At 59.5% G+C, this 25790-nt stretch carries 30 protein-coding genes; 12 read left to right on the top strand and 18 right to left on the bottom strand.

The genetic code is table 11. The features are described from left to right. Positions 1-8: 8 nt before the first annotated feature. Together ACP7B1_RS06555 and ACP7B1_RS06550 are read right to left on the bottom strand one after the other, a co-directional pair. Positions 9-857, bottom strand: coding sequence for a TIGR01459 family HAD-type hydrolase (locus ACP7B1_RS06555; protein WP_346307551.1), 849 nt, complete (start codon positions 855-857; stop codon positions 9-11). A gap of 141 nt (positions 858-998) precedes the next feature. Next, a complete protein-coding gene (locus ACP7B1_RS06550; protein WP_288192067.1) occupies positions 999-1334 on the bottom strand; it encodes a winged helix-turn-helix transcriptional regulator in 336 nt (111 codons plus the stop codon). A gap of 134 nt (positions 1335-1468) precedes the next feature. On the opposite strand from ACP7B1_RS06550, the gene ACP7B1_RS06545 reads away from it, so the two are divergent. The 4 genes from ACP7B1_RS06545 (at position 1469) to ACP7B1_RS06530 (ending at position 4939) form a co-directional block, all read left to right on the top strand. After that, complete coding sequence (locus ACP7B1_RS06545; protein ID WP_346307511.1) at positions 1469-2173, top strand: glutathione S-transferase family protein; 705 nt, start codon at positions 1469-1471, stop codon at positions 2171-2173. A 127-nt stretch (positions 2174-2300) separates the two neighbouring features. Beyond that, a complete protein-coding gene (locus tag ACP7B1_RS06540; RefSeq protein WP_346307512.1) occupies positions 2301-3296 on the top strand; it encodes a cation diffusion facilitator family transporter in 996 nt (331 codons plus the stop codon). Between the two features lie 5 nt (positions 3297-3301). After that, positions 3302-3598, top strand: coding sequence for a metalloregulator ArsR/SmtB family transcription factor (locus tag ACP7B1_RS06535; RefSeq protein ID WP_346307513.1), 297 nt, complete (start codon positions 3302-3304; stop codon positions 3596-3598). 96 nt (positions 3599-3694) lie between these two features. After that, positions 3695-4939 (top strand): MFS transporter, encoded by a 1245-nt coding sequence (locus tag ACP7B1_RS06530; RefSeq protein WP_346307514.1) that lies wholly within the window; start codon positions 3695-3697, stop codon positions 4937-4939. 44 nt (positions 4940-4983) lie between these two features. On the opposite strand, the gene ACP7B1_RS06525 is transcribed toward ACP7B1_RS06530, so the two are convergent. Then, positions 4984-5997, bottom strand: coding sequence for a zinc-binding alcohol dehydrogenase family protein (locus tag ACP7B1_RS06525; RefSeq protein ID WP_346307515.1), 1014 nt, complete (start codon positions 5995-5997; stop codon positions 4984-4986). A gap of 100 nt (positions 5998-6097) precedes the next feature. On the opposite strand from ACP7B1_RS06525, the gene ACP7B1_RS06520 reads away from it, so the two are divergent. The 3 genes from ACP7B1_RS06520 to groL all read left to right on the top strand — a co-directional run bounded on the left by ACP7B1_RS06520 (position 6098) and on the right by groL (position 8719). Beyond that, positions 6098-6472 carry a winged helix-turn-helix transcriptional regulator gene (locus ACP7B1_RS06520; RefSeq protein WP_346307516.1) on the top strand — a complete coding sequence of 125 codons (375 nt, stop codon included), beginning with the start codon at positions 6098-6100 and terminating at the stop codon, positions 6470-6472. 238 nt (positions 6473-6710) lie between these two features. Then, complete coding sequence (gene groES / locus ACP7B1_RS06515; RefSeq protein WP_105736255.1) at positions 6711-7007, top strand: co-chaperone GroES; 297 nt, start codon at positions 6711-6713, stop codon at positions 7005-7007. A 65-nt stretch (positions 7008-7072) separates the two neighbouring features. Next, positions 7073-8719 (top strand): chaperonin GroEL, encoded by a 1647-nt coding sequence (gene groL / locus ACP7B1_RS06510; protein ID WP_105736257.1) that lies wholly within the window; start codon positions 7073-7075, stop codon positions 8717-8719. 110 nt (positions 8720-8829) lie between these two features. Here groL and ACP7B1_RS06505 read toward each other — a convergent pair whose 3' ends face one another. The 3 genes from ACP7B1_RS06505 to ACP7B1_RS06495 all read right to left on the bottom strand — a co-directional run bounded on the left by ACP7B1_RS06505 (position 8830) and on the right by ACP7B1_RS06495 (position 9963). Further along, positions 8830-9231 (bottom strand): type II toxin-antitoxin system VapC family toxin, encoded by a 402-nt coding sequence (locus ACP7B1_RS06505; protein WP_346307517.1) that lies wholly within the window; start codon positions 9229-9231, stop codon positions 8830-8832. Next, positions 9228-9482 (bottom strand): AbrB/MazE/SpoVT family DNA-binding domain-containing protein, encoded by a 255-nt coding sequence (locus ACP7B1_RS06500; protein WP_346307518.1) that lies wholly within the window; start codon positions 9480-9482, stop codon positions 9228-9230. The genes ACP7B1_RS06505 and ACP7B1_RS06500 overlap by 4 nt, the downstream gene beginning before the upstream one ends. Before the next feature lie 73 nt (positions 9483-9555). Further along, positions 9556-9963 (bottom strand): helix-turn-helix domain-containing protein, encoded by a 408-nt coding sequence (locus tag ACP7B1_RS06495; RefSeq protein ID WP_346307519.1) that lies wholly within the window; start codon positions 9961-9963, stop codon positions 9556-9558. 92 nt (positions 9964-10055) lie between these two features. Here ACP7B1_RS06495 and ACP7B1_RS06490 point away from each other — a divergent pair, with 92 nt between their 5' ends. Together ACP7B1_RS06490 and ACP7B1_RS06485 are read left to right on the top strand one after the other, a co-directional pair. Then, positions 10056-10616 carry an NAD(P)H-dependent oxidoreductase gene (locus ACP7B1_RS06490; RefSeq protein ID WP_346307520.1) on the top strand — a complete coding sequence of 187 codons (561 nt, stop codon included), beginning with the start codon at positions 10056-10058 and terminating at the stop codon, positions 10614-10616. Positions 10617-10687: 71 nt separating this feature from the next. Further along, positions 10688-11368: a glutathione S-transferase family protein gene (locus ACP7B1_RS06485; protein ID WP_346307521.1), complete on the top strand. Its 681-nt coding sequence runs from the start codon at positions 10688-10690 to the stop codon at positions 11366-11368. A 9-nt stretch (positions 11369-11377) separates the two neighbouring features. Here ACP7B1_RS06485 and ACP7B1_RS06480 read toward each other — a convergent pair whose 3' ends face one another. From ACP7B1_RS06480 to ACP7B1_RS06470, 3 genes are all read right to left on the bottom strand, one after another. Beyond that, positions 11378-11731, bottom strand: coding sequence for a VOC family protein (locus ACP7B1_RS06480; RefSeq protein ID WP_346307522.1), 354 nt, complete (start codon positions 11729-11731; stop codon positions 11378-11380). 10 nt (positions 11732-11741) lie between these two features. Then, a complete protein-coding gene (locus ACP7B1_RS06475; protein WP_346307523.1) occupies positions 11742-12149 on the bottom strand; it encodes an SRPBCC family protein in 408 nt (135 codons plus the stop codon). A 69-nt stretch (positions 12150-12218) separates the two neighbouring features. Continuing rightward, entirely contained in the window at positions 12219-12995 is a 777-nt protein-coding gene (locus ACP7B1_RS06470; protein ID WP_346307524.1) for a helix-turn-helix domain-containing protein, read from the bottom strand. Positions 12996-13154: 159 nt separating this feature from the next. Here ACP7B1_RS06470 and fumC point away from each other — a divergent pair, with 159 nt between their 5' ends. Both fumC and ACP7B1_RS06460 read left to right on the top strand, forming a co-directional pair. Continuing rightward, positions 13155-14546 carry a class II fumarate hydratase gene (gene fumC / locus ACP7B1_RS06465; RefSeq protein ID WP_346307525.1) on the top strand — a complete coding sequence of 464 codons (1392 nt, stop codon included), beginning with the start codon at positions 13155-13157 and terminating at the stop codon, positions 14544-14546. 108 nt (positions 14547-14654) lie between these two features. Continuing rightward, a complete protein-coding gene (locus ACP7B1_RS06460; protein ID WP_346307526.1) occupies positions 14655-15062 on the top strand; it encodes a DoxX family protein in 408 nt (135 codons plus the stop codon). A gap of 63 nt (positions 15063-15125) precedes the next feature. Here the strand turns inward: ACP7B1_RS06460 and msrA are convergent, their stop codons facing one another. From msrA to ACP7B1_RS06430, 6 genes are all read right to left on the bottom strand, one after another. Further along, positions 15126-15812 carry a peptide-methionine (S)-S-oxide reductase MsrA gene (gene msrA, locus ACP7B1_RS06455; protein ID WP_223611692.1) on the bottom strand — a complete coding sequence of 229 codons (687 nt, stop codon included), beginning with the start codon at positions 15810-15812 and terminating at the stop codon, positions 15126-15128. A 22-nt stretch (positions 15813-15834) separates the two neighbouring features. Continuing rightward, entirely contained in the window at positions 15835-16329 is a 495-nt protein-coding gene (gene msrB / locus ACP7B1_RS06450; RefSeq protein ID WP_346307527.1) for a peptide-methionine (R)-S-oxide reductase MsrB, read from the bottom strand. Positions 16330-16441: 112 nt separating this feature from the next. Further along, positions 16442-17140, bottom strand: coding sequence for an ATP phosphoribosyltransferase (gene hisG / locus ACP7B1_RS06445; protein ID WP_223611694.1), 699 nt, complete (start codon positions 17138-17140; stop codon positions 16442-16444). Then, on the bottom strand, positions 17137-18267 hold the full coding sequence (locus ACP7B1_RS06440; protein WP_346307528.1) for an ATP phosphoribosyltransferase regulatory subunit: 1131 nt from the start codon (positions 18265-18267) through the stop codon (positions 17137-17139). The genes hisG and ACP7B1_RS06440 overlap by 4 nt, the downstream gene beginning before the upstream one ends. A gap of 6 nt (positions 18268-18273) precedes the next feature. Continuing rightward, on the bottom strand, positions 18274-19788 hold the full coding sequence (gene hisS, locus ACP7B1_RS06435) for a histidine--tRNA ligase (protein ID WP_346307529.1): 1515 nt from the start codon (positions 19786-19788) through the stop codon (positions 18274-18276). Between the two features lie 134 nt (positions 19789-19922). Beyond that, positions 19923-20570, bottom strand: a complete 648-nt coding sequence (locus ACP7B1_RS06430; RefSeq protein ID WP_346307552.1) for a DNA-3-methyladenine glycosylase I — start codon at positions 20568-20570, stop codon at positions 19923-19925. Positions 20571-20765: 195 nt separating this feature from the next. Between ACP7B1_RS06430 and ACP7B1_RS06425 the strand changes: the two genes are divergently transcribed. After that, positions 20766-21560: a L,D-transpeptidase gene (locus ACP7B1_RS06425; protein ID WP_426136752.1), complete on the top strand. Its 795-nt coding sequence runs from the start codon at positions 20766-20768 to the stop codon at positions 21558-21560. A 78-nt stretch (positions 21561-21638) separates the two neighbouring features. Here ACP7B1_RS06425 and glcF read toward each other — a convergent pair whose 3' ends face one another. Genes glcF through ACP7B1_RS06410 form a run of 3 tightly spaced genes read right to left on the bottom strand, consistent with a single transcriptional unit; the run spans position 21639 to position 25720 of the window. Continuing rightward, the gene (glcF, locus tag ACP7B1_RS06420) at positions 21639-22964 is read right to left on the bottom strand and encodes a glycolate oxidase subunit GlcF (RefSeq protein ID WP_346307531.1); all 1326 of its coding nucleotides are present in this window, start codon (positions 22962-22964) and stop codon (positions 21639-21641) included. 1 nt (position 22965) lies between these two features. Then, on the bottom strand, positions 22966-24177 hold the full coding sequence (gene glcE / locus ACP7B1_RS06415) for a glycolate oxidase subunit GlcE (protein ID WP_346307532.1): 1212 nt from the start codon (positions 24175-24177) through the stop codon (positions 22966-22968). Between the two features lie 46 nt (positions 24178-24223). Continuing rightward, the gene (locus ACP7B1_RS06410; RefSeq protein WP_346307533.1) at positions 24224-25720 is read right to left on the bottom strand and encodes an FAD-linked oxidase C-terminal domain-containing protein; all 1497 of its coding nucleotides are present in this window, start codon (positions 25718-25720) and stop codon (positions 24224-24226) included. Between the last annotated feature and the right edge of the window lie 70 nt (positions 25721-25790).

The raw sequence follows: 25790 nt of genomic DNA, 5'->3' as shown, positions 1-25790 counted from the left end.
CGTGTACCTCAGGCGAGAGCCGGCATGGTCGCAACTGGATTGCTGCCATGCTTCTTGAGAAAGCCGAGCAGCTTTTCCAGATCAAATATGCCGCCTCTCACATAATCGCCGGCGTGAATGCCGCCGGATATATAGAGCACATCGATTCCGAAGAGATCGGCGCCCTTCACATCCGTCAGCATGCCGTCACCAATGGCGAGCACGCGCGTAAGGTCGACAGGCCTGCCGCGCACGGCCTCCGCCGCGGCAATGGCCGCTTCGTAAATGGGGCGATGCGGCTTTCCGGCAATGAGCGTGCGCCCGCCCAACTGGCCATAATCGCGCGCGAGGGCACCTGCACACCAGATCAGCCGGTCGCCGCGCTCGACGACGATGTCGGGATTGGCGCAGATGAACGGCAGGTTGCGCGAGCGAAAGCGCGTGAGCATGTCGGCATAGTCGTCCGGACCTTCGGCATCATCATCGAAAAAGCCGGTGCAGACCACGACATCCGCTTCACGCTCTTCAGTCAGCTCGACATCAAGCCCTTCATACAAGGTTTCATCGCGTTCCGGCCCCAGATGGAACACGCGGCGCGGCGCGTTGCGGATCAGGTCGCGCGTGACATCGCCCGATGTGACGATGCGGTCATAGGCGGCGTCGGGTACACCGAGTATCTTGATCTGCTGGGCCACACCGGCAAATGGCCGCGGCGCATTGGTGATCAGGATCACCGTCTGCCCGGCTTCCCGCGCCCGCTGCAACGCATTGGATGCGGCCGCGAAGGAATCAATACCATTGTGCAGAACACCCCAGACATCACACAGAAGAACATCATAACGGTCTCTGAGCGCATCGAGACGCTGCAAATGTACCATGTCGGTCATGCCGATCCTTTCAGATTGCCGGAGCGAATAAGATGGCATCGCTTAGCCGATAGCGGCAATCGTGTCACCTGTGATTGTCGCTTCTGGCTCTTCAGCTCATCTGGAATGTGGCAGAACAATCGTGCGTGGTAATCACGCTGCAGCCTTGACGTAGCCGCGGCTGGCCAGCCGGTCACCGCATTCACCGAGCACATCGACCAGCGTCTTGAGGCGCCACCCTTCCTCCGTCAGGCTGTATTCGACACGCACCGGAACCTGCGGAATGATCGTGCGGGTCACGTAGCCGGCCTCTTCGAGTGCGCGCAGGTCGAGGGTGAGCATGCGCTGCGAAATTTTCGGCATGTCACGGCGCAGTTCGCTGAAACGCTTCGTTCCCTCCAGCAGATAGTAAATGAGCAGGATGCGCCAGCGCCCGCCCAGCACCAGCATGGCATTTTCGACGGGGCATTTGGAAACCAGGTCTTTCATGACGCCCATTCCATCTGACTATTGGTATAAAATTTGTACCAACATGACATTTTTGTGCCTTCTTTACAATAGTGACCGATATCGCCATCTTCATTTTCACCGCGGTATGACATTCAAAAAATGAGGAAATGAAAATGGAACCCGTATTGTTTTATGGCGTGCCGCACGGCTGCTCGTTCGGTTCAATCGTCGCGCTGGAATGGCTCGGCCAACCCTATCGCCTTGCCCGTATCGACATGCTGGCCAAGTCGAAGAGCGCCATCTATGGCCGCGTCAACAGCATGCACCAGACACCGACGTTGCTTGTGGAAAACGGCAGGAGCCTGCGTGAAAGTTTTGCCATTCTCCACAATATCGCCGCACGCGATCTCGGGAAGCAACTGGGGTTTGCCCAGGGCACCGAGGCGCATGACAGGCTCAACCAGATGCTGGCCTATCTGCACACCAGCTTTCACTCGGCCTTTGCGTCGGCCTGGACCGCCTACAAGCTGAAAGAGGGCGATCCGGCGATCAAAATACTGCGCGACCTGGCGCAGGAGAAAGCCGCCTCCGGCTACGCCTATCTGCAATCCCATCTGCAGGGGCGGGATTGGCTTGTCGGCACCAACAGGACGATTGCCGACGCTTATATGATCGGCATCGCCCGCTGGGGCGAGGATCTCGGTCTCTTCGACCTCAAAACGGAGTATCCCGACCTTCATGCCTATCTGCAGAAGCTGGAAGCCGACAACGCCGTGATTTTTGCCCACGCCATCGAGGACGAAACCCCGGCTGTCACCAGCGGCCAGTTTCTCGGCCACATCACATTGGATGAGGCTGGAACGCGGCTGGCCGCCTGATCGCGCCGATGACGATCCGCCGGGAGCCCTTCCGGCGGATCGAACACGCTGCCGTTCGGACCCGCTGCGATTGACATACAATATATGAACATGTATTTATATGTTATCAACGGGACGAGCCGGAACAATGTCGCAGTCGCACGCAGGGCACGACCACGGCCCCAAAATAACCAATGACAATCAGCGCAAGGTGCTGATCGCCTTCGTCATCACGTTCTCCTACATGATCATCGAGGTGATCGGCGGCGTCATGTCCGGCTCGCTGGCGCTGATTGCCGATGCGGGACATATGCTGACCGATGCCGGTGCGCTTGCCCTGTCTTATGCCGCGTTCCGCTTTGGCCAGCGCGCGGCAGACCAAAGCCGCACCTATGGCTACCTGCGCTTCGAGGTTATTGCCGGCCTCATCAATGCCATCGCGCTCTTTGCCATTGTCGTCTGGATCGCCATCGAAGCGATCAACCGCTTCCGCTCACCCGGTGAAATTCTGGCGGGCCCCATGTTCCTCGTGGCCGTCGTCGGGCTGCTCATCAACATGCTTGTGTTCTGGATCCTGACCCGCGGCGACAAGGAACATGTGAACACCAAGGGCGCCGTCCTGCACGTCATGGGCGACCTTCTCGGCTCCGTCGGCGCCATCAGCGCAGCCATCGTCATCTATTTTACCGGCTGGACGCCCATCGACCCGATTCTCTCCATCCTGGTTTCCGTGCTGATCCTGCGCAGTGCCTGGGCCCTGCTGCGCAACGCGCTGCATATCCTGCTGGAAGGCGCGCCTGAAAATGCCAAACCGGAAGAAATCCAGACCTATCTCATGGGAGCGGTTGCAGGGCTTGCTGCCGTCAGGCACGTGCATGTCTGGCTGATCACGTCAGGCAAGGCGCTTGCCACGCTGCATGTCCAGCCAAAGGACGGAACCGACCCGCGCCATCTTGTGAAGACTGTCGAGGCGGAGCTCGCCAAACGCTTCGACATCCAGCATGCCACCATCGCCATCGATTGGCCGGATATGCCGCATGACGAAAGCGAAATCGGGCTACAGCCCGCCTCCGCCTCGGGAGATCACGAGACGGACGGCAATCACGTCGGCCATGATCACAGCCACGCAGGACACAAGCATTGACGGCCATGACGATGCCAACGGAATCCGATACCGCAAGCCTGGCTGAAACCTTCAAACTCCTCGGTGATCCGACCCGCCTGCGCATTCTGTTCTATTGCCTCGATGCGCCGCGATCCGTCGGCGATATCGCGGAAAGCCTTCACCTGTCGCAATCGCTGGTCAGCCATCACTTGCGCCTGTTGCGCAGCGCCCGCCTCGTGCGCGGCGACCGGCGTGCCAAGCAAATCTTCTATGCGCTTTCCGATGCGCATGTCAGCGGCATGCTGATGGATATGGCCCACCACGTGCGCGAGGACGGTTGAAGGCTCCTGACACAAACCGTCAGGGTTGTCATATTCACTGCAAAGATTTTGCACTAGTCTGGCCGGATCGTTCCTCCGCAAGCCTGTTTTCGCCCCATGCAATTCATCACACTGCTTCGCCGACGCTCCATCGGTTTGCTCTGGTCCGGCCTTGCCTTGTCCGCCATCGGTGACCAGCTCTATACGGTCGCGCTGAGCTGGATTGCCGTTGATATATTCGGCCCGGCCGCCGGTTACATCGCCGCGGTCAAATCGGCGATCATCCTTGCCGTGCTGTTTTTCGGGGGCGCCATGTCGGATCGCTGGGACCGCCGCCGCACGATGATCGGCGCCGACCTTTGCCGCTGCGCAGTGCTGGTGCTCGTGGTTCTCTTCTGGATGATCGAAGGACAACCGGACGCCTGGGTGCTTGCCTTGGCCGTCGCGGTTCTTGCCGCCGGGGAAGCCCTGTTCCTGCCGGCGCTGCAGACCATTCTGCCGCAGCTGATCGCCAATGAGCCGAGCCTGCTGGCCGGCACCAATGCGTTGCTCGATGCGACGAACAGGCTGGCGCGATTGCTTGGCCCCGGACTGATTGCATTGGCTGGTGCGATCATCGCTCCCATTCATTTCTTTACGGCCAATGCGCTGAGTTTCCTGCTTTCGGCTGCAGCAATCATGGCATTGCCTTTGTCTTCGACACCGGTCGCGCCGCCCGTGAGCCAGCAGAAAAAACACCCGCTCGCCAGCCTGTCCTACGGCTATCGCGCCATGCACAGGCAACCGCTGCTCGGCTTCCTGCTCGACAGCAATGCCTTCATTGGCGGCGCATGGTATGTGGCCTTCTTCCTCGCTGTTCCCCTGATTATTTCCAGCCAGTTCGATGCGTCGCTGACAACCGGTTTCGGGCTCTACGGTCTGGTGATCGCGGCATTCGGGGTGAGCAATCTCATCGCCAATCTCGTTGTCGGCAATCGTCCCATGCCGGAACATCCGGCGCGGATGATCTATCTCGGCGTGTGTACAACCGGCACAGGTATCCTGCTGATGGCTCTGGCCGCCCTTGCACCCATGCCTGTGCACTGGCGTCTCGTCGGCTTTGTCATTGCTTCGGGAGTGTCGGGTTTCGGCGGCCCCTTCAAGGACGTCGCCTTTGCAACCCTGCGCCAGACCCTGCTGCCGTCAGCCGATATCGCACCGGCCACACGCATCTATATCGTGACCTCCCACGCCGGCATGCTCGTCGGCATGCTGGTTGCCCCGATGATGAGCAGCCGCGTCAGCCCCGTCGATCTCCTCCTCATCTGCGGCGGCACCTATCTTGCCGTGGCCATCATCGGCTGGCTGCGGTTTGCGCGATAACGCGATAGCGGGCAGAGCATGGACGCCCTGCCCGCTGCAGTTGTTTAAAAGCCGGTCAGGACAATCTTGCCGCGGGCACGGCCGCTTTCAATAAGCGCATGGGCTTTCTTCAGATTGGCGGCTGAAATCGGGCCGAGATCATCGGCAAGGGTGGTGCGCAGCGTGCCGGCATCCACGAGTTCCGCCACCCGGTTGAGCAGCTTGTGCTGCTCCTCGATATCGGCGGTATCGTAACGCGAGCGGGTGAACATCACCTCCCAGTGGATGGAAACACTTTTCCATTTGAACGGCATGATATCGTAGCTTTTCGGATCATCGATCAGACCGAACCGGCCCTGCGGCGCAATCAGTGCCGCAATCTCCGTGCGATGCGTATCAGAGTTTGTCGTCGCAAAGACAAAGGCGGGGGCGCCGAGACCGAGCGCTTCCACCTGCGCGGCGAGCGGCTTTGAATGATCGATGACATGGTGTGCGCCCAGCTCCTCCACCCATCGGCGGGTTTCCGGGCGCGAGGCCGTGGCGATCACCGTCAGGTTGGTCAGTTTGCGCGCGAGCTGCACGGCAATAGAACCGACCCCACCGGCGCCGCCGATAATCAGAATAGCGTTGGCTGCGCCAACCACCGGAATGTCGATGTGGAGCCGGTGAAACAGCATTTCCCATGCGGTGATCGAGGTCAGCGGCAGGGCGGCGGCGGCGCTGAAATCGAGGGACTTCGGCTTCGTGCCAACGATGCGCTCATCCACAAGATGATATTCGGCATTGGTTCCCGGGCGATCCACCGCTCCCGCATAGAACACCTCGTCGCCAACCTTGAAGTGCCGGACATCCGGCCCCACCGCAGTAACGATACCGGCCGCATCCCAGCCGAGAACTCTTGGCTGGCCCGCTTCCGGCTTTGCACCTGCGCGGATTTTCGTATCGACGGGGTTGACCGATATGGCTTTCACTTCGACCAGAAGGTCGCGCCCCTGCGCTTCGGGCTTGGGCAGATTGATATCGACGAGTGAGGTTTCCGCAGTGATCGGCTGCGCTTCATAATAGGCGACGGCGCGCATAGGCATTCTCCAGATAAGTTGACGCTGTTCAAATGCGCGCTATGTTCGAACAGTGCAAGAATGCACATAAATTGCATATAGTGTCATAAAGGATACCGTGATGCCGCGCATCCGCCATACGAATTTTGATTGTGCACCGGGTTGTCCCGTGGAAGGAACGCTCAATCTCATCGGCGGCAAATGGAAGGGCATGATCCTTTTTCACCTGATGTCCGGTACGCTGCGCTTCAACGAAATCCGCCGTCACCTGAACAGCGTTACCCAGCGCATGCTGACCAACCAGCTGCGCGAGCTGGAGGCCGACGGCTTCATCACACGCAAGGTCTATGCACAGGTACCACCCAAGGTGGAATACTCCCTGACGGAGCACGGCCGCAGCCTGGAGCCGATCATATCGGCCCTCAAGGTCTGGGGAGATACCCATCTGCGCTCCGAAGCGGCAAAGGCTGCAACGGTGCGGTCGCAGGCCGCATAAACGCAGACGCGTCATCATTGGTTCACAATTGCATGGGATGATTTTGCATGACTGAAGACGCGCCAGCGTGCATTGCTTTTCAGTCTTTCGCCGAAATTCGGCAAACCTCTCCCTTGACTCTTCCATGGCTGCCCACTATTTCCGAGCCCAGTTAGCACTCGTCACTTGTGAGTGCTAATAACGCGGACGATCACTCGTTCGCTTCACCGTTTTGACACCAACATCAAGGGTTCTAACCATGGCCAAGACCAAGTTCCGCCCGCTTCACGATCGCGTCGTCGTACGCCGTATCGAATCCGAAGCAAAGACTGCAGGCGGCATCATCATTCCGGATACTGCCAAGGAAAAGCCACAGGAAGGCGAAATCGTCTCCGTCGGTACCGGCGCTCGTGACGAAGCCGGCAAGCTCATCCCGCTCGATGTCAAAGCAGGCGATCATGTCCTGTTCGGCAAGTGGTCGGGCACGGAAGTCAAGATCGGCGGCGAAGATCTGCTGATCATGAAAGAATCCGACATTCTGGGCATCCTCGGCTAATCAGCCGGTTTTCCCTTTAATCAACGAATTTCGATCAAACCGGGTTCAATCCCAGGAGAGATAAAATGGCTGCCAAAGAAGTAAAATTCGGCCGCGACGCGCGTGAGCGCATGCTGCGCGGTGTCAATATCCTTGCGGACGCTGTCAAGGTAACGCTCGGCCCGAAAGGCCGCAACGTCGTTATCGACAAGTCCTTCGGCGCTCCGCGCATCACCAAGGACGGCGTAACCGTTGCCAAGGAAATCGAACTTGAAGACAAGTTCGAAAACATGGGCGCACAGATGGTCCGTGAAGTCGCTTCGAAGACGAACGACATTGCCGGTGACGGCACCACGACTGCGACTGTTCTGGCCCAGGCAATCGTTCAGGAAGGCGGCAAGGCTGTTGCTGCCGGCATGAACCCGATGGACCTGAAGCGCGGCATCGATCTTGCTGTTGCAGAAGTCGTCAAGCAGCTCGGCAAGAGCGCCAAGAAGATCAAGACTTCGGAAGAAGTTGCGCAGGTTGGCACGATCTCTGCCAATGGCGAGACTGAAATCGGTGAAATGATTGCCAAGGCAATGCAGAAGGTCGGCAACGAGGGTGTTATCACCGTCGAAGAAGCCAAGACCGCTGACACCGAACTCGAAGTCGTCGAAGGCATGCAGTTCGACCGCGGCTACCTCAGCCCATACTTCGTCACCAACCCTGAAAAGATGGTTGCTGACCTCGAAGACGCCTACATCCTTCTGCACGAAAAGAAGCTCTCGAACCTCCAGGCTCTCCTGCCGGTTCTCGAAGCTGTCGTCCAGACTTCCAAGCCGCTCGTCATCATCTCCGAAGACGTCGAAGGCGAAGCTCTTGCAACGCTCGTCGTCAACAAGCTGCGCGGCGGCCTGAAGATTGCTGCCGTCAAGGCTCCTGGCTTCGGCGATCGCCGCAAGGCCATGCTGGAAGACATCGCGATCCTCACCGGTGGTCAGGTTATTTCCGAAGATCTCGGCATCAAGCTCGAAAGCGTTACGCTCGACATGCTCGGCCGCGCCAAGAAGGTGTCGATCACCAAGGAAAACACCACGATCGTTGACGGTCATGGCAAGAAGGGCGAAATCAACGCCCGCGTCGGCCAGATCAAGCAGCAGATCGACGAAACCACTTCGGACTACGACCGTGAGAAGCTGCAGGAACGTCTTGCCAAGCTCGCTGGCGGTGTTGCCGTTATCCGCGTTGGCGGTGCAACGGAAGTTGAAGTGAAGGAAAAGAAGGACCGCGTCGACGACGCTCTCAACGCAACACGTGCTGCTGTTGAAGAAGGCATCGTTCCTGGCGGTGGCGTTGCCCTGCTCCGCGCTTCGGCAAACCTGACACTCAAGGGTGCAAACTCCGATCAGGACGCTGGCATCAACATCGTTCGTCGTGCGCTGCAGGCTCCGGCTCGCCAGATCGCAACGAACGCAGGTGACGAAGCTTCCATCGTTGTCGGCAAGATCCTTGAGAGCAAGAAGGAAACCTACGGCTACAATGCGGCCAATGGTGAATATGGCGATCTGATCGTCATGGGCATCGTCGACCCGGTCAAGGTTGTTCGTACGGCTCTGCAGGATGCAGCATCGGTTGCCGGTCTTCTTGTTACGACAGAAGCCATGATCGCCGAAGCTCCGAAGAAGGACAATGGCGGCGCTCCCCAGATGCCAGGCGGCGGAATGGGCGGCATGGGCGGTATGGACTTCTAATCAGTCCACGCCAATCGCATACGGAAAAGGCGGGCCTTGGCCCGCCTTTTTTGTTGCCTGTATTTCAAGCACCGTTCTATCGAAGAGGATTATCGCTCGGATACAGCCTGTTAAGCCGATAGGAGCTTTACCGACACACCACTTGCTCCAACGAGAGTGGCAGCAGTTTTATCGAAAGTGACGAATACTTCACCGCCCAATCGCTGCCCTTCGAAGGCGATCACGCCATCGGCAAAGTCGCCACCCGCGTCGAGCACCGCAAGACCGGCCTCGACGGCAGCTTTGGTGGAGGCCACATTTTCACTTTCGGTCAATGCACGCACGGCTCGCGCAATATCGCTTCGATCAAACTTATAGCCTCTGGCGAGCACCCAGCAGAATTCACACAGGGATGTCGTGCTGACGGCCACCAATTCAACGTCTCTGAGGAGGTTGGCGGCGGTGACGGACTGGACCGGATCGTCTTGGACAACGGCCCTGAGGAGAACGTTGGTATCAAGCGTGGCCTTCATTTTTTGAGACCAGTCCATCCGTCAGCAATGATCTCATTGATCTCTTCGACGCTGAGCGGCTTTTGATCCGGGCGGCTTAGAAGTCCGATAAAATTCTCGATGGAACCAGACCGCTTGGCGGCATGAACCTCAACTTTTCCATTGGGCAGAAGCTCCGCCACGATTTTATCGCCGGGCTGCACACCCAGATGCTGAAGGACATCTTTTCGAAGAGTAACCTGGCCCTTTGCCGTCACTGTCAGTACGCTCATCACATCGCCACCCGTTTAACCCGCAACAAAGTAAGGCATTTTTACCTTACTTTCAAGGATGATGGTGAACGCGTTACTCCGCCGCTTCCGCGAATGATGCAGCAATGTCAGCGACACCGGCGGCGTTGTCGAACCGTGCCCGCGCATTGGCGATACGTTGCTCGTTTTGAATGGCAAAATCTGCCAGCCCGCGAACCGGCACCAGCAGCTCGCGGCCAAGATCGGTCAGCTCGTAATCCACACGCGGCGGAATGGTCGGATAGACAGTCCGGGTGACGAAGCCGTCACGCTCAAGCCCGCGCAACGTGCTGGTCAGCATCTTCTGCGAAATCCCGTTGATGGTTCGCTTCAACTCGTTAAAGCGCATTGAACCATTGCCCAGATAGTTGATAACCAGCACGGTCCATTTGTCACCGACACGGGCCAGAATGTGATTCACCGCCGTACAGGCAGAGGTTACTTGGAAGTGCTTCGGTTTCAAAAAAGTGCCTCCTTGCGGGTATTTTCAACAGTCACTTATATAGCGCCAGTAACCAATAGTTACCACAGCAAAAAACCTGAGGAATTCTGAATATGACGAAACTGAAGATCGGCATCATCGTTGGCAGCACGCGCATTGGCCGCTTTGCCGAGTTCCCGGCGAAATGGATCGCCGACGTTGCGGGCAAACGCGACGATGTCGAGGTCGAAATCCTTGATCTCATCGACTATCCGATGGCGTTTTTCGGTGAAGAGCGCGCAACCACGGAACAGAGCGAGACGGCGGAACGCTGGAAGAAGAAGCTGCGTGAATTCGATGCCTATGTCATTACGGTCGCCGAATACAACCACGCACCAACGGGCGTGCTGAAGAACGCGATCGATCTTGGCGACTTCATCCACAAGCCGGTCGGTTTCGTCGGTTATGGCGGTGTCGGCGGCGCACGGGCCATCGAGCACCTGCGCGGGATTTTCGTCGAGATGAGTGCAGCCTCGGTCAAGACAGGTATCCACATCTCGTTCCCGGAATATCTGAGCGTGGTCAAGGGCGAAAAGACGCTTGGCGATTATGCCCATCTGAATGAGGCAGCCACCAACCAGCTCGATCAGATCGTCTGGTGGGGCAAGGCCCTGAAGGCAGCGCGCTCCGCATAAATTCCAAAGGGCGGCCGTTTCGACGGCCGCCCTTTTTGCTTGTTCAGCCATCACGAATAGGGAGACCCGCCATGACCAAGAAACTGACCCTGATCAGCCATCTCCTTTGCCCCTACGTGCAGCGCGCAGCGATTGCACTGGCGGAAAAAGGCGTGCCCTTCGAGAAGATTTACATCGATCTCAATGCCAAGCCGGACTGGTTCCTCAAGATATCGCCGCTGGGCAAGGTCCCGCTGCTGAAGGTGGAACAGGACGATGGCTCCGAGGCTGTCCTGTTCGAAAGCTCGGTCATTGCCGAATATATCGAAGAGACCGAGGGAGAACCGCGCCTGCACCCGGACAATGCCCTCGAGCGTGCCCGCCATCGTGGCTGGATGGAATTCGGCTCGACCATCCTTTCGGATATCTGGTCACTGGAAACCACAGGGGATGCCGCGCTGTTCAACGACAAGCTTGCGACACTGAAAGCCAAGTTTGCCCGCCTCGAAGAGGTTCTCGGCGACGGGCCGTTCTTTGCCGGCAAGACATTCAGCCTTGTCGATGCGGTGTTCGCACCCGTTTTCCGCTATTTCGACACCTTCGACACACTCACGGAACATGGCGTGTTTGCCGCTTACCAGAAGGTCCGGGCGTGGCGCCAGGCCCTGTCGGAGCGTCCGAGCGTCAAGGCGGCGGTCACGCCGGAATATCCGCAGCTGTTGCGCCAGTTCATGGAGCGCTACGACGCGCACATGCTGAAACTTGCCGCCTGAACGGCCCGCCTATTTGTCGGACCAGACCGCGAGTTCATAGCCATCCGGGTCGGCGAAATGAAAGCGCCGCCCGCCCGGGAAATCAAAAACAGGCTTGACGATTTTCCCACCGGCGCTTTCGACACGTTTCTGGACATCGGCAAGATCATCGGCGAACAGAATGACCAGCGGGCCGCCGGTTCGCACGTCACCGCCGGCGGCAAAGCCGCCCGTGAGATTGCCATCGGAAAATTCGCAATACTCCGGCCCGTAATCCTTGAATGTCCAGCCGAACGCCTCGCCATAGAATGCGCGCATGCTGCCGATATCGCTGACGTTGAATTCGATATAGTCGATCCGTTTGTCCCTGCCCGATTGAGCCATCATCCGTCCTTCATATCTGCTGCGTTTCCAAAACGGCTTTCAATGCCGTCAAATCTCTCAAAACCCATGCGGCGTCTTCCGCAAACTTCCCCTCGCTCATGTCAGGCATGCGGAACAGCGTGAAACTGACCTCGCAGCCATCATTGTTCGGGATCACGCGCAACGGCACATAGACCTCCCCGCCGGTTTCCGTCATAACCCAATGATCCAGAACCCCATAAGCATTCAACGGGGCGAAGCGGATGCGCAGTTTCCCAACCGGCCCGTCCGCAAGCCACTCATCCCCGAGCTTTTGCAAACCGGATGCCAGCCCGGATGCCCATTTCGGCACATTCTCCGGATTCGACGCGAAGTCGTAGACCGCATGCCAATCCCGTTCGATGGAAACCTGTAGAGTTCGCGAGTCACGCGTCACCACGGCCTGTCCTCCCCATTTGCATGTTACCTATCGCTTATCGCACCGGCCTGTCTTGAACAAAACGGCCAATCAGGCCGCCATCTGCTGCAAGACATCGCCGGGCGATATGCCCGCCAGCGCTTTTACCTCCCGGCTCAAATGCGCCTGATCGGCATAATCCGCCTCAAATGCCAGCATGCCAAGGCGGCTTTCCGGCGTACACTGTGCCAACCGGAGGAAATGCTGGAAGCGCAGGATGCGTTCGAGCATCTTTGGACCATAGCCGAAATGTGTCCGGCAGTGCCGCCGCAACGTGCGTTCGCTCATATCGAGAAGCCTTGCGAGCCGGGATACGTGCGACCCTTCGCCCACCCGGCCGAGTGCCGAAAAGGTATGGGACATGACCTCATCGGGCCGATCCATCGAACCCGCCATTGCGGCAATAGCCGATTCCAGCCGTTGCATTGCCTCTGTCTCCGATTGCGCCGGGCTCAGTGTGTCCACAAGCGCTTCGGCTTTTGCACCCCACAATTCGCCGAGATCAACACGCAATCCCACGAGTTCGGACATGGGTAGGCCGAGCCATTTTGCGGCCGCGCCGGGCGCGAAACGCATGCCGACAACGCTCGTTATGCCGGGATCAACCACATGGGGTGCGATATCGGGACCAGCGACACTCAAACGGCCTTGCGACCACAGAATATCGACGCAACCATCGGGGACAACGGTCACCGGCTTTCCCCAGGCATGCGGGCTTACATGGCTCCAGACACAGAGAAAATGCGGCCTCAGCGCCGCCTGGGGCACCGACTCACGATACTGTCCCGAGCAATTGGCAAGAACAGGCGTCTCCTGGGGTGAATTCATGGGTAACCTTGCCGAAATTTTCGTTTGCGCAGAACGCCGTATAATCGATTTTATCCCATTGCCGAACGATTTCCAGAACAACATTCTCCTGGCAAACCTTGCCTCGCGCGGAGGTTAGCAGTAGTTCTTCCGGCAACTTCCAACAGGATAGAAAGCACGATGAGCAATACCCGCACCGAAACAGATACGTTTGGTCCCATCGAAGTCGCCGCGGACAAATACTGGGGCGCGCAAACCGAGCGCTCGCTGCATAATTTCAAGATCGGCGGCGAAAGAATGCCGATCCCGCTCGTCCGCGCCCTCGGCATCGTCAAGCGTGCTGCCGCAGAGACCAACATGGCGCTCGGCAAGCTCGACGACGTGACCGGCCGCGCCATCACCGTTGCGGCGGAAGAGGTCATCGAAGGCAAGCTGGACGATCATTTTCCGCTCGTCGTCTGGCAGACCGGTTCCGGCACCCAGTCGAACATGAACGCCAATGAAGTCATTTCCAACCGCGCCATCGAGATGCTCGGCGGGGAAAAGGGCTCGAAGAAGCCGGTTCATCCGAACGATCACGTCAACATGAGCCAGTCGTCGAACGATACGTTCCCGACCGCCATCCATATCGCCACTGCCGTCGAGGCGACCAAGCGGCTCTATCCTGCCCTTGACCATCTGACCGCCGCCCTGGCGAAGAAGGAAAAGGCCTTTGCCGACATCATCAAGATCGGCCGTACGCATACGCAGGATGCGACACCAGTCACGCTCGGCCAGGAATTCTCCGGCTATCGCGCCGCTTTGGAATATGCCCGCAAGCGCATCGAACAGAGCCTTGCCGATGTGTTCCTGCTGGCGCAGGGCGGCACCGCCGTCGGCACCGGCCTGAATGCACCGGTTGGTTTCGATACCGGCTTTGCCGAAGCAGTGTCGGATATCACCGGTCTCAGCTTCAGGACTGCACCGAACAAGTTCGAAGCGCTTGCCAGCCACGGCGCGCTCGCCAACTTCCACGGCAGCCTGAACGCGCTTGCCACCGATCTCTTCAAGATCGCCAACGACATCCGCTTTTTGGGTTCAGGGCCCCGCTCCGGCCTCGGTGAACTGAAGCTGCCGGAAAACGAACCGGGCTCGTCGATCATGCCGGGCAAGGTCAACCCGACGCAGGCCGAAGCGCTGACGATGGTCGCGGCACAGGTATTCGGCAACCATACGACAGTTACCGTCGCCGCCAGCCAGGGCCATTTCGAGCTCAACGTGTTCAAGCCGGTTATTGCGCTCAACGTCCTGCAGTCAATCCGCCTGCTTGCCGATTCGATGGTGTCCTTCGCCGACAATTGCGTCGAGGGTATCGAAGCGGACGAAGTGCGCATCAAGGACCTGCTCGAGCGTTCCCTGATGCTGGTCACGGCGCTTGCGCCCGCCATCGGCTACGACAATGCAGCCAAAATCGCCAAGACCGCCCACAAGAATGGCACGACCTTGCGCGAGGAAGCACTGGCCAGCGGCCACGTTTCGGCCGAGGATTACGACCGTCTCGTTCGTCCAGAACGCATGATCGCACCGGAATGAGAAGAGAAAATCATTTCATTGTGAACAATGCGTCGAGAAAATAGTGGCTTTGTTTGACAATCGAATTTAGGTATTCGGTTGTCACGACAAACTCTGGAGAACGATCCCATGTCAGACAACGCACTTGCCAACTCAACAACGTCCAGCAATGCCATCGTCACGCTGCTCAGCCGCATTCTGCTGACTCTTTTGTTCATCCCGGCGGGATATGGCAAGCTGACCAACCTGGCCGGTACGGCTGAATATTTTGCAGCCAAGAGCCTGCCGCTGCCAACGGTAACAGCCGCTATCGTCGGTCTCGTCGAACTCGTAGGCGGCCTTGCCGTTCTCTTCGGCTTCCAGACGCGCTATGCAGCCATTCTTCTCGGCCTCTTTACACTCGGCGCCGCCTATGTCGGTCACTGGGCACCCTTCGAAAGCATCCAGTTCTTCAAGAACCTTGCAATCGCCGGCGGCTTCTTCGTTCTGGCCCAGCATGGTGCAGGCACGCTTTCGGTCGATGCCAAGCTTCGCTGAAATCGATCCATGTTGCATGAAAAAGGCCGCTTAACGCGGCCTTTTTATTGTCCCGGTTTCCCGTCAGTTTGACGCTTTCGCCTCGCTGACCAGAACAGGTTTGTCCCGGTAGTCCTGCGGGAAGAGTTTGCTGAGGCCCTCGATCTTCGGCAGATCATAATAGGCGATATAGGGCTGCGAAGGATGCAGCGTCGCGTAATCCTGATGATAGCCCTCCGCGGGATAGAACTTGTCCAGCGCGGAAATCTTGGTGACGATCGGTCCCGAATAGGCCTTTGCCTTGTCCAATTGGGCGATATAGGCGCTGGCAATTTTCGCCTGATCCTCATTTGTGGTGAAAATCGCCGAGCGATACTGCGTTCCAGAATCCGGGCCCTGCCGGTTCAACTCTGTCGGATTGTGCACCACGGAGAAATAGACCTGCAGGATCTTGCCGAGGCTGACCACCTTGGGATCGAACGTCACCTCGACGGATTCCGCATGGCCGGTGTTGCCGGAACTGACGATCTCGTAGCTCGCGGTTTCCTTTTTGCCGCCGGAATAGCCGGACACGGCATTGGTGACACCCTTCAGGTGCTGGTAGACACCCTGCACGCCCCAGAAGCAGCCGCCGGCGAGAACGATCGTTTCCGTCTTTGCGGTTGCCGTCTGGTCCATGGCGGGTGGCGGAACCATGGTGATGCTTTCGGCAAAGGCAGTGACCGGCGTGAAGATGAGGCAGGAAGCGAGCAGAATTTGACGCAATTTCATATCGATAATCCTTTCCCGGATATCAGGCGGCGGCTGGTTTGAAGGTAAGGGCGACGCCGTTCATGCAATAGCGCAGACCGGTCGGCTGCGGCCCGTCGTCAAAGACATGGCCCAGATGGCCGCCGCAGCGGTGGCAGTTGACGGCGGTGCGTGTCATGCCGAAGGAACTGTCCGACACTTCCGTGACAGCACCCTTGATCGGCGCCCAGAAACTCGGCCAGCCGGTGCCGCTGTCAAATTTGGTGTCGGAATCGAAGAGAGCCAGATCACACCCGGCGCAGGCAAATGTCCCCTTGCGCTTTTCGTGGTTGAGCGGGCTGGTGAACGGGCGCTCCGTGCCTTCCTTGCGCAGCACGTCATACTGGTCTGAGGTGAGCAGCTTCTTCCATTCGGCATCCGTATGCTCGACTTCAAAAGTACCGGCTGCATAGGCTTTGGGGTGGGGGAAAAAGCGCGCGGCAATCAGCGCTCCAAGCCCCAGAACAGCTCCGCCAAAAAGCGATCGGCGTGTCATCATGACAAAGTCTCCCTGAACAGGATGACCGAAACATATCAGTCATCTCGTTGGGAAATACGTATGAGCGGCCGTAAAAGTTACAAAGCCACGTGATATCACGGATAGTTGATGCTTAGCCGCGCGCTATCGCCGCCTGTATGCGTTGCGCCAGAGCCGCAACCGCCGTCGGATCGGCACTGCGGCGCGAGGAAACGAGGCACGCCTCGGATTTGAGGATGATGCCGTCTTCCAGAACCTTCAGGTGATTGGCCTGCAGGGTGGAGCCGGTCGAGGTGATATCGACGATGATATCGGCAGATCCCGATGCCGGAGCGCCCTCGGTGGCGCCAAGGCTTTCAACGATGCGGTAGACCTGGATACCGTGCATCTGCGAGAAAAACTGCTGGGTCAGGCGCCAGTATTTGGTGGCGATCCGCAAACGCCGGCCGTGACGCTGGCGGTACTCGGCAGCCACGTCGTCAAGGTCAGCCATCGTCGACACGTCGTACCAGACCTCGGGCACGGCCACGACCACATCCGCATGGCCGAAGCCAAGCCGTGCTTCGATCTGCACGCGCTCGTCGGCTGCCGACAGGCTCTCACGGATGAGGTCCTCGCCGGTTACCCCGAGATCAACGCTGCCATAGCCAAGCTCGCGGGCGATTTCCGAGGCCGACAGAAACAGGATGTCGATCCTGCTGTCACCCTCGACCTGCGCGCGATAGTTGCGCTGATCCTTGGGCAGGATGACTTTCAGCCCGGCTTTTTCAAGGACCTCAAGGGCCTGTTCCTTGAGGCGGCCCTTGGAGGGAAGCGCAAGGGTAATGGTCATCGCGCATCTCCGGCAATTTTCTCCAGCCGATCCAGCCAGATCGAAAAACCGACGCCGGGAATGGAATCGACAGCGCCAAGCATGGTCAAAAGCCGGTCATAACGCCCGCCGCCGACAATGGCGCCAAGATCAGGACTGGCGAGCGCGCGAGTCTCGTAGACAAGCCCGGTGTAGTAATCGAGCGGACGGCCAAAGGCTGCGTCATAAACGATATTTTCCTGTTCGATCCCCGCTTCGCGCACGGCGACAACCCGGGCCTCGAACTGATCGAGCGCCGGTCCGAGATCGAACTCATTGGCGCGCGAGAAAGTGCGCAGGTGTGTTGAAGCCGTCTGCAATGGCACCCGGATGGCGAGAAATGTTTCGAGCGCGGCAAAGGCCTGTGCCGGCAGCTTGACCGAAGCCAGATTGGCTTTTTCGATCAGACGGCGCGCAATTTCATGCGGACTGCGCCCTGCACCCGGCGAAATACCCGCCACCTGCATGTCCTGTTCCAGCGCGGCGGCAAGTCCGGTCTCGTCACCGTCCGCTACCAGCGCAGTGAGACGGCCGGGCAGAGAACCGTTCTTCTGGCTGGACGAGAGATCGGCGAGCAGGCTCTTCAGCTGACCCGGATTGCCAAAGGCGCGCGCCAGCTTTTTCTGCCAGCCGCGTGGCAGGCCCAGTGCCGCGAGAACCGCTTCGAAAATCGCCTGATCGCCGAGCAGCGTTTCAAGTTCGGCTTTCGGCGCGACAAGCCGGATGGAGGCAATGGCATCGGCCAGCGAACGGGCATCCGCACGGGCGCGGTTGGCATCGCCCAGATCCTCGATCCCGGCCTGAAAGAACTCGTTGCCGCCCTCGCGCCGCTGGCGGAAGACCTCACCGAGATAGGCATAACGCTTGGGCGTCGCGGCATTGAGCTCAATATGGTTGCGGCAGACCGGTATGGTGAATTCCGGGCGCAGGCACAGGCTCTGGCCGTTCTCGTTCTCGGTGAGGAAAATCCGGCGGCGCAAGTCCTCGCCCGCCATATCCAGAAACTGGTCAGCGGGTTGAATAACCGGAATATCCACAAGCTCCGCATCCCGCGCGGAAATCAGCGCGGCAAGATCACGGGCAAAGACAGGAGCGCGGGAACCGGTCATAGCGGATCAGCCAGCCTTCAAGGCGTTGGCGCGATCCTCAGCCTGGGCTTCGAGAATCTTGCGCACTTCCGCGACGAGATCGCTTTCCCTGGCGGTGATCTGCGCCTGACGGCCTTCACGCCACACGGTATTGTCCTCGATCTCGGCCGAAAGACGCGCACCTTCGATCAGGTCCTTGATCTGCACTTCGCCATTGTCGCGTTCCTGCGAACCCTGAATGATCACGCAGGGTGCACCGCGCCGATCGGCATATTTCATCTGCGGCTTCATGCCGGAACCGCCGAGATACATTTCGGCGCGAATGCCCGCCTGCCGCAGGTCCGAAACCATCTTCTGGTAGCGGCCGAGGCTTGCCGTATCGCGGTCCATGACCAGCACGACCACCGGCCCGACATTATCCGACGTGTTGAGCTTGCCAAGGTTCTTCAACGCCGTCATCAGACGCGATACACCGATGGAAAAGCCCGTTGCCGGCGTGGGCTCGCCGCGGAAGCGCGACACCAGACCGTCATAACGGCCGCCGCCGCCAACGGAGCCGAAAACGACCTTTTCGCCCTTCTCATTGGTGACATCGAAGGTCAGTTCGGCTTCGAAGACCGGGCCGGTGTAATATTCAAGGCCGCGCACCACGGACGGATCGATGCGGATGCGCGCGCCGTAACCGGCCGCGGACGACAGGGCCTCGATGGTGGCCAGTTCGGCAACGCCTTCGACACCCTTGTCGTTTCCGGCGACAACGGCTTCCAGATTGGCAATGGTCTCACTGCCATTGGCTCCACCGGCTGAGGTAAATGCCAGCACCTTGGCGATCGCCGCCTCGTCGAGGCCCGCGCCCTTGGTGAAGTCGCCGCTTTCGTCGAGACGGCCTTTACCGAGCAAGAGACGCACGCCATCGACGCCGAACTTGTCGAGCTTGTCGATAGCGCGCAGCACGACCAGACGCTGGCCCATCTTGTCATCGCCGCCCAGCCCGATGGACTCCAGCACGCCGTCCAGAACCTTGCGGTTGTTGACGCGGATGACGTAATCGCCGCGCTTGATGCCGACAGCTTCCATCACGTCAGCCATCATCATGCACATTTCCGCATCCGCCGAGACGGAGGGCGCGCCGACCGTATCGGCATCGAACTGCATGAACTGGCGGAAACGGCCGGGACCCGGCTTCTCGTTGCGGAACACCCAGCCTGCACGATAGCTGCGGTAGGGCTTTGGCAGGCTCTCGAAATTCTCGGCCACAAAGCGCGCCAAGGGCGCCGTCAGGTCGTAGCGCAGCGACAGCCACTGCTCGTCATCATCCTGGAAGGAAAACACGCCCTCGTTCGGCCGGTCCTGGTCGGGCAGGAACTTGCCGAGCGCATCGGTATATTCGACGAGCGGTGTTTCCACAGGCTCGAAACCATAGAGGTCGTAGACCTTGCGGATGTCGGCCATCATCGCGTCGGCAGCACGCAGATCATCGGGAACCCGATCCACAAAACCGCGCGGCAGCCGCGCCTTCAACCTGTCTGCCTTCGTTGTCATGATTTTGATCCGATGCCTTGAAGTGAATTGGAGTTTGCTCTAACCGATCAGGGCATGGAGGGCAAGGAATTACCGGCTCGCAATTGCCGCAGCAAAGCAAGCCCGCATGCCGTTTTCAGTTTACTACAGGTGGATCAGACAGGCCGTTTGAAATTGGCGCGGATTTTTTCGATCTCCGCCCGGCACTTGCAGCCTTCGACATGGTCGTTCACCAGCCCCATGGCCTGCATATGCGCATACATGGTGGTGGGGCCGACAAAGCTGAAGCCGCGTTTCTTCAAATCCTTGGAGAGGCGCACCGACGCCGGTGTCGTCGGATTGGCCATCAGCGTGCCATAGTCGGCAAGTCTGGGTCGCTCCTCAACAGGCGGTTCAAAGCTCCAGAAATAGGCGGCAAGCGAACCTTTCTCCTCAAGGAGTTCAAGGACGCGTCTGGCATTGTTGATGGTCGAGGTGATCTTGCCGCGATGGCGGATGATCCCGGCATTGGCCAGCAGCCGCTCGATATCCTTCTCGCCATAGCGGGCGATGCGCTCGAAATCGAAACCGTCGAACGCCTCGCGGAAGTTTTCGCGCTTGCGCAGGATGGTCAGCCATGACAGGCCGGATTGAAAGCCTTCCAGGCATATCTTTTCAAACAGCCGGCGGTCGTCCGTGACGGGACGTCCCCACTCGTGATCGTGGTAGTGGATATATTCCGGCAGCGCTCCGGGCCAGGAACACCTGGTTTGCCCATCCTCACCCGTCATCAAACCCGTCTTTACCGGCGCTTCTTCCGTCATCTGCCTGTCCTTCCGGAACATGTTCATCTGGCATTAACCAGTGACCGAAACCATCCGGTAACCACAACAAATAGTTTCCGGAAAGAATCGCTTTTTATTGATCCTCGTTCACTTTTTTCTACCGCCACGCGCGCAAACTCAATCCGAAACCTGACAAATCCTGTCAGGAGCGTTGATTGCCAAGAGAATTGCCCGATGAAGACCGCATTGCTGCTTGTCACCTCCTGCCTGACCGCCTTTACAGTCCACGCCAATGCCAGCGAGCGCTACGCGACCCGGCCGCCGGTGGTTATGAGCCCCGACCTGTCCGCGCCGTGGGTGATGCAGCTGCGGGAACGCCCCGTTGGCACCTCGGCCAATATGCGCGACCGCGTTGTCCTGAGCGACCCGCCGGCTCGCGGCACAAGCGTGCATCGCCGCGAGGCACGCCGTTCCGCCCGGACCGAAGAGGCGGCGAACCCGGCCGTGCGCGAAGTGTCGTTCCGCCGCCCCGCAGAACCCGGCGCGGATGCGCAGCCCAAAAAGCGCGCCATGGACCCGAAATTCCTGCCGCAGACCGTTGCCTATAGTGGCCCGCAGGCACCCGGCACCATCGTTATCGATACCTCCCAGCGGTTCCTCTTTCTCGTCGAAGCCGATGGCCAGGCCCGCCGCTATGGCGTTGGCGTCGGCAAGGAAGGCTTTGGCTGGAACGGCACCAACAACATCACCCGCAAGGCGGAATGGCCGGACTGGCGCCCGCCCGCATCAATGATCGAGCGCGAGAGAGAAAAGGGCAAGATTCTCCCGGTTCACATGGAAGGCGGCCCGGCCAACCCGCTCGGCGCCCGCGCGCTTTATCTTGGCAATACATTGTATCGCATTCACGGCACCAACGCGCCCTGGACGATCGGCCACGCCGTCTCCAGCGGATGTATCCGCATGCGCAATGAGGATGTTACGGATCTCTACGAACGCGTCAAAGTCGGCACAAAAGTCGTTGTGATGTGAGAGTTAGTGGGGACGGCACCGGGGGCGGTGCCGAAACTGGGCGGTGGTTCCGATGGAACCACCGCCTTTCTTTTGCCTCTACTCGGCAGCGCGCATGACAGGCGCAGGCACGCCTTCGGGCCGCGGTCCGCCGTAAACCCAGTCCAGCAATTCGACCGTATGGACGATGGGCAGTTTCGCAGCGCTGGCAATCTGGGTGATGCAGCCGATATTGCCTGTCGCAATGACACTGGCCCCGGTCGCCTCGATGTTTTTCACCTTACGGTCGCGCAGCGTGCGGGCAATCTCCGCCTGCATGATGTTGTAGGTCCCGGCGGACCCGCAGCAAAGATGCCCCTCGGCTGGCTCGCGAACGGTGAAGCCAGCGGCTTTCAGCAAATCCTTCGGCTGCCGTGTCAGTTTCTGGCCATGCTGCATGGAACAGGCGGAGTGATAGGCGACGACGAGATCCGCCGGTTGCGACGGTGCGGGCAGATCGAGGGTCGTCAGATATTCGGTGATATCCCTGGCAAGCCCCGAGATGACAGCCGCCTTGTCACGGTAGTCCGGATCGAGCCGCAGCATATGGCCGTAATCCTTGATCGTCGTGCCGCAGCCCGAAGCCGTGACGATGATGGCGTCGAGCCCGCCTGTGTTCAACTCACGCGTCCAGACATCGACGTTGCGGCGGGCATCATCCAGCGCAGCCTCGTCGCGGCCCATATGGTGGACGAGGGAGCCGCAGCAGCCCTCGCCCTTCGGCACGACGACTTCAACGCCGAGGCGGGTCAAAAGACGGATCGTCGCCTCGTTGATGCCGGGCTTCAGCACCGGCTGGGCGCAGCCTGTCAGGATGGCGACACGGCCCCGCTTTTCCCGCGCCGGCTTGTGCAGGCCCGGTTCGGCAAAGCGTGACTTTGCCGGAACGGATTTCGGCGCGAGTTCAAGCATGGCTGCAACCGGTTTCAGTGCCGGGACGGACCGGAACAGCGGCGCCAAGGGACGGCCGAATTTCGCTGCCGCCAATGACAGGCGGAAGCGCTGGGGATGCGGCAGAACAAAAGCCAGCAGCGCCCGGATGAAACGGTTCATCACGGGGCGTTTATAGGTTTTTTCGATGTGAGCCCGGGCATGGTCGACCAGATGCATGTAGTTCACGCCCGACGGGCAGGTTGTCATGCAGGCAAGGCAGGACAGGCAGCGGTCGACATGCTTGACGATCTGCTCATCGGCAGGTCGGCCATTTTCCAGCATGTCCTTGATGAGATAGATGCGGCCGCGCGGGCTGTCGAGTTCATTGCCCAGCGTGACATAGGTCGGGCATGTGGCGGTGCAGAACCCGCAATGAACGCATTTGCGCAGGATCTTTTCGGATTCGGCAACACCGGGGTCAAGCAACTGCTGCGGGGTGAAGTTGGTCTGCATGCTACACTCCTGCAACCATGCGGCCGGGATTGAGGATACCGTCCGGGTCAAACTGCTGTTTCAGCCGCTTCGACAGGGCCGCCAGAGCTGCGGGCTGCGGTTCGAAGACGGGGGTGGCCGCGCGGACCGCGTCGGGCGCGCGCACCAGCGTGGCATGGCCGCCGCCATATTTGCGGATGAGCGCCCGGACTGCCTCCGCTTCGGGCTCTCCGTCGAGCCGCATCCAGATGAGTCCGCCCTGCCAGTCATAATAGGCGTCGGCCGCAGCGCCCATGCGCATGGATGCTACCAGCTTGTGGGCCTCCATCGGTGCCATGGACACGCGCCAGACCGGCCGCTCGGTTCCATCGGCGAACGGAATGACATCGCGCACTTCCTGCCAGAGCTTGCGTGATATCTCCCCGGAAATTTCCTCGATGGCACCGGCGGACGACAGCAGGCCCCGCAGCATCGCCACACGGTCGGCAACGGAGGGGGCAAAGCCCTCCAGCCGGAGCAGCGTCGAAGACTCGCCTTTCAGAACGCCGTCGATAATCCGTCCGCAAATGTTCACCGGCAAATGCGCGGCAGACGCCACCTCGCCGCTCGACCCCATGGCGATGGCCATGGCCCGTGCGGCCTCGTCATCCATCAGGCCGCGAACGACCAGTGTCGTCTCCGTCTCCGGCGCAGGCAAAACCTTGAAGGTGATTTCCGTTGCAATGCCAAGGGTGCCCCAGGAATTGGCCATGCCCTTGGACAGATCATAGCCGGTCACGTTCTTGACCACCCGGCCGCCTGATTTGAACAGTTCGCCGCGCCCCGAGACGACGCGCACGCCCAGCACGTGATCGCGGGCGGATCCCGCTTTCAACCGGCGCGGACCGCACAGATTGGTGGCAAGGACGCCGCCAAGACTGCCCTGCCCCGCCGCCTGTCCCAGCAAGGGTCCGTAATCCATGGGCTCGAACTGAAAGGCCTGGCCCTTGGAGGCAAGCAGGGCTTCCAGCTCGGCGATGGGTGTTCCCGCCCTGGCGCTCAATACCAGTTCATCCGGTTCATAGAGCGTCACGCCGGAATGGTTCGACAGGGCAATCGTGTGCTCGGTCTGCAGCGGACGGCCAAGCCCGCGCTTCGACCCATGGCCGCAGACTTCCACCGGCGCGCCCTCGGACAATGCCCATTGCACCGCCTCGACAATTTCGGTCTCGGTTGAAGGGGTCAATATGGTCATGTCAGCGCGCCATGGTCTCAAACGTGTATATCTTCAACAGCATCGATCAGAATCTCGGAATATCGGGAAAGGGCACCTGGCCGCGATGCACATGCATCCGCCCCAATTCGGCACAGCGATGCAACTGCGGAAAAACCTTTCCAGGGTTGAGCAGGTGCTTGTCGTCGAAGGCGCATTTCACGCGGATCTGCTGGTTGAGATCGATCTCGTTGAACATTTCCGGCATCAGCTCACGTTTCTCGACACCCACGCCATGTTCACCGGTGAGAACGCCGCCCACCTTGACGCACAGCCGCAGGATATCGGCGCCAAAATCTTCGGCCTTGCGCAGTTCATCGGGAATATTGGCATCGTAAAGAATGAGCGGATGCAGATTGCCGTCTCCCGCGTGAAAGACATTGGCGACGCGCAGCCCGTATTTTTCCGAAAGCGCGCGCATGCCCGCCAGAACCTGCGGCAGTTCCTTGCGCGGGATCGTGCCGTCCATGCAGAGGTAATCCGGTGAAATGCGCCCGACGGCCGGAAACGCCGCCTTGCGGCCTGCCCAGAACGCCATCCTCTCCTCTTCACTCTGCGATATGATGCAGGAGGAAGCGCCGTTCGTGCGGGCGATTTGCTCGACCATGTCGATCAGGTGGTTGACCTCCACCGCCGGCCCGTCGAGTTCGATGATCAGCAGAGCTTCCACGTCAAGCGGGTAGCCCGCATGGACGAAATCCTCGGCGGCGTGGATCGCCGGACGATCCATCATTTCCATGCCCCCCGGAATGATGCCCGCAGCGATGATATCGGCAACGCATTGCCCGGCGGTTTCGCTTGAGGGGAAACCGACCATCAAGGCCCGCGCCGTTGCGGGCTTTTGCAGGATGCGGACGGTGACTTCCGTCACCACGCCGAGCAGCCCTTCCGAGCCGGTCATCAGGCCGAGCAGGTCATAGCCTTCCGAATCGAGATGCTTGCCGCCAAGCCGCACGACCTCGCCGCTAATCAGAACCATCTCCAGCCCGAGGACATTGTTGGCCGTGAGCCCGTATTTCAGGCAATGCACGCCACCGGAATTTTCCGCGACATTGCCGCCGATCGAACAGGCGATCTGCGATGAGGGGTCCGGCGCGTAATAGAAACCTTCGTGCTCCACCGCCTTGGTGATGCCGAGATTGGTCACGCCCGGCTGCACGACAGCGACACGGTTCGGATAATCGATTTCAAGGATGCGGTTGAAACGCGACATGACCAGCAGCACCGCGTCTTCGAGCGGCAGGGCGCCGCCGGACAGCGATGTTCCCGACCCGCGCGGCACGACCTTCACAGTGTTGTCGTGGCAATATTTCAGGATTTGCGAAACCTGCCGCACGGTCTGCGGCAGCACGACGACGAGCGGAAGCTGGCGATAGGCGGTCAGTGCATCGGATTCGAACGCCCGCATTTCGTTGGTAACGTCGACAACGCCTTCACCCGGAACGATGGCCTGCAAGGCAGCAACGATCTCCTTGCGGCGCGACATGGTCGCCGCATCGGCCTTCGGCATCACCAATCCGGACATGAAACCTCCTCCCAGCAAACTCCTTCAACTGGTAAATTATGTTTACCAGTGTCCATTCGAGTTTGTAAAC

Origin of the sequence: Phyllobacterium sp. SL163, from assembly GCF_049896885.1 — a bacterium.
GTDB classification, from domain to species: domain Bacteria; phylum Pseudomonadota; class Alphaproteobacteria; order Rhizobiales; family Rhizobiaceae; genus Phyllobacterium; species Phyllobacterium calauticae.
This window is presented reverse-complemented; position numbering and strand designations above follow the sequence as displayed.

What these genes read in the sequence shown, in the direction of transcription:
- ACP7B1_RS06555 (WP_346307551.1), bottom strand. Translation starts at nt 857, where the DNA reads ATGGTACATTTGCAGCGTCTCGATGCGCTCAGAGACCGTTATGATGTT.
- ACP7B1_RS06550 (WP_288192067.1), bottom strand. Translation starts at nt 1,334, where the DNA reads ATGAAAGACCTGGTTTCCAAATGCCCCGTCGAAAATGCCATGCTGGTG.
- ACP7B1_RS06545 (WP_346307511.1), top strand. Translation starts at nt 1,469, where the DNA reads ATGGAACCCGTATTGTTTTATGGCGTGCCGCACGGCTGCTCGTTCGGT.
- ACP7B1_RS06540 (WP_346307512.1), top strand. Translation starts at nt 2,301, where the DNA reads ATGTCGCAGTCGCACGCAGGGCACGACCACGGCCCCAAAATAACCAAT.
- ACP7B1_RS06535 (WP_346307513.1), top strand. Translation starts at nt 3,302, where the DNA reads ATGACGATGCCAACGGAATCCGATACCGCAAGCCTGGCTGAAACCTTC.
- ACP7B1_RS06530 (WP_346307514.1), top strand. Translation starts at nt 3,695, where the DNA reads ATGCAATTCATCACACTGCTTCGCCGACGCTCCATCGGTTTGCTCTGG.
- ACP7B1_RS06525 (WP_346307515.1), bottom strand. Translation starts at nt 5,997, where the DNA reads ATGCGCGCCGTCGCCTATTATGAAGCGCAGCCGATCACTGCGGAAACC.
- ACP7B1_RS06520 (WP_346307516.1), top strand. Translation starts at nt 6,098, where the DNA reads ATGCCGCGCATCCGCCATACGAATTTTGATTGTGCACCGGGTTGTCCC.
- groES (WP_105736255.1), top strand. Translation starts at nt 6,711, where the DNA reads ATGGCCAAGACCAAGTTCCGCCCGCTTCACGATCGCGTCGTCGTACGC.
- groL (WP_105736257.1), top strand. Translation starts at nt 7,073, where the DNA reads ATGGCTGCCAAAGAAGTAAAATTCGGCCGCGACGCGCGTGAGCGCATG.
- ACP7B1_RS06505 (WP_346307517.1), bottom strand. Translation starts at nt 9,231, where the DNA reads ATGAAGGCCACGCTTGATACCAACGTTCTCCTCAGGGCCGTTGTCCAA.
- ACP7B1_RS06500 (WP_346307518.1), bottom strand. Translation starts at nt 9,482, where the DNA reads ATGAGCGTACTGACAGTGACGGCAAAGGGCCAGGTTACTCTTCGAAAA.
- ACP7B1_RS06490 (WP_346307520.1), top strand. Translation starts at nt 10,056, where the DNA reads ATGACGAAACTGAAGATCGGCATCATCGTTGGCAGCACGCGCATTGGC.
- ACP7B1_RS06485 (WP_346307521.1), top strand. Translation starts at nt 10,688, where the DNA reads ATGACCAAGAAACTGACCCTGATCAGCCATCTCCTTTGCCCCTACGTG.
- ACP7B1_RS06480 (WP_346307522.1), bottom strand. Translation starts at nt 11,731, where the DNA reads ATGGCTCAATCGGGCAGGGACAAACGGATCGACTATATCGAATTCAAC.
- ACP7B1_RS06470 (WP_346307524.1), bottom strand. Translation starts at nt 12,995, where the DNA reads ATGAATTCACCCCAGGAGACGCCTGTTCTTGCCAATTGCTCGGGACAG.
- fumC (WP_346307525.1), top strand. Translation starts at nt 13,155, where the DNA reads ATGAGCAATACCCGCACCGAAACAGATACGTTTGGTCCCATCGAAGTC.
- ACP7B1_RS06460 (WP_346307526.1), top strand. Translation starts at nt 14,655, where the DNA reads ATGTCAGACAACGCACTTGCCAACTCAACAACGTCCAGCAATGCCATC.
- msrA (WP_223611692.1), bottom strand. Translation starts at nt 15,812, where the DNA reads ATGAAATTGCGTCAAATTCTGCTCGCTTCCTGCCTCATCTTCACGCCG.
- msrB (WP_346307527.1), bottom strand. Translation starts at nt 16,329, where the DNA reads ATGATGACACGCCGATCGCTTTTTGGCGGAGCTGTTCTGGGGCTTGGA.
- hisG (WP_223611694.1), bottom strand. Translation starts at nt 17,140, where the DNA reads ATGACCATTACCCTTGCGCTTCCCTCCAAGGGCCGCCTCAAGGAACAG.
- ACP7B1_RS06440 (WP_346307528.1), bottom strand. Translation starts at nt 18,267, where the DNA reads ATGACCGGTTCCCGCGCTCCTGTCTTTGCCCGTGATCTTGCCGCGCTG.
- hisS (WP_346307529.1), bottom strand. Translation starts at nt 19,788, where the DNA reads ATGACAACGAAGGCAGACAGGTTGAAGGCGCGGCTGCCGCGCGGTTTT.
- ACP7B1_RS06430 (WP_346307552.1), bottom strand. Translation starts at nt 20,570, where the DNA reads ATGACGGAAGAAGCGCCGGTAAAGACGGGTTTGATGACGGGTGAGGAT.
- ACP7B1_RS06425 (WP_426136752.1), top strand. Translation starts at nt 20,766, where the DNA reads ATGAAGACCGCATTGCTGCTTGTCACCTCCTGCCTGACCGCCTTTACA.
- glcF (WP_346307531.1), bottom strand. Translation starts at nt 22,964, where the DNA reads ATGCAGACCAACTTCACCCCGCAGCAGTTGCTTGACCCCGGTGTTGCC.
- glcE (WP_346307532.1), bottom strand. Translation starts at nt 24,177, where the DNA reads ATGACCATATTGACCCCTTCAACCGAGACCGAAATTGTCGAGGCGGTG.
- ACP7B1_RS06410 (WP_346307533.1), bottom strand. Translation starts at nt 25,720, where the DNA reads ATGTCCGGATTGGTGATGCCGAAGGCCGATGCGGCGACCATGTCGCGC.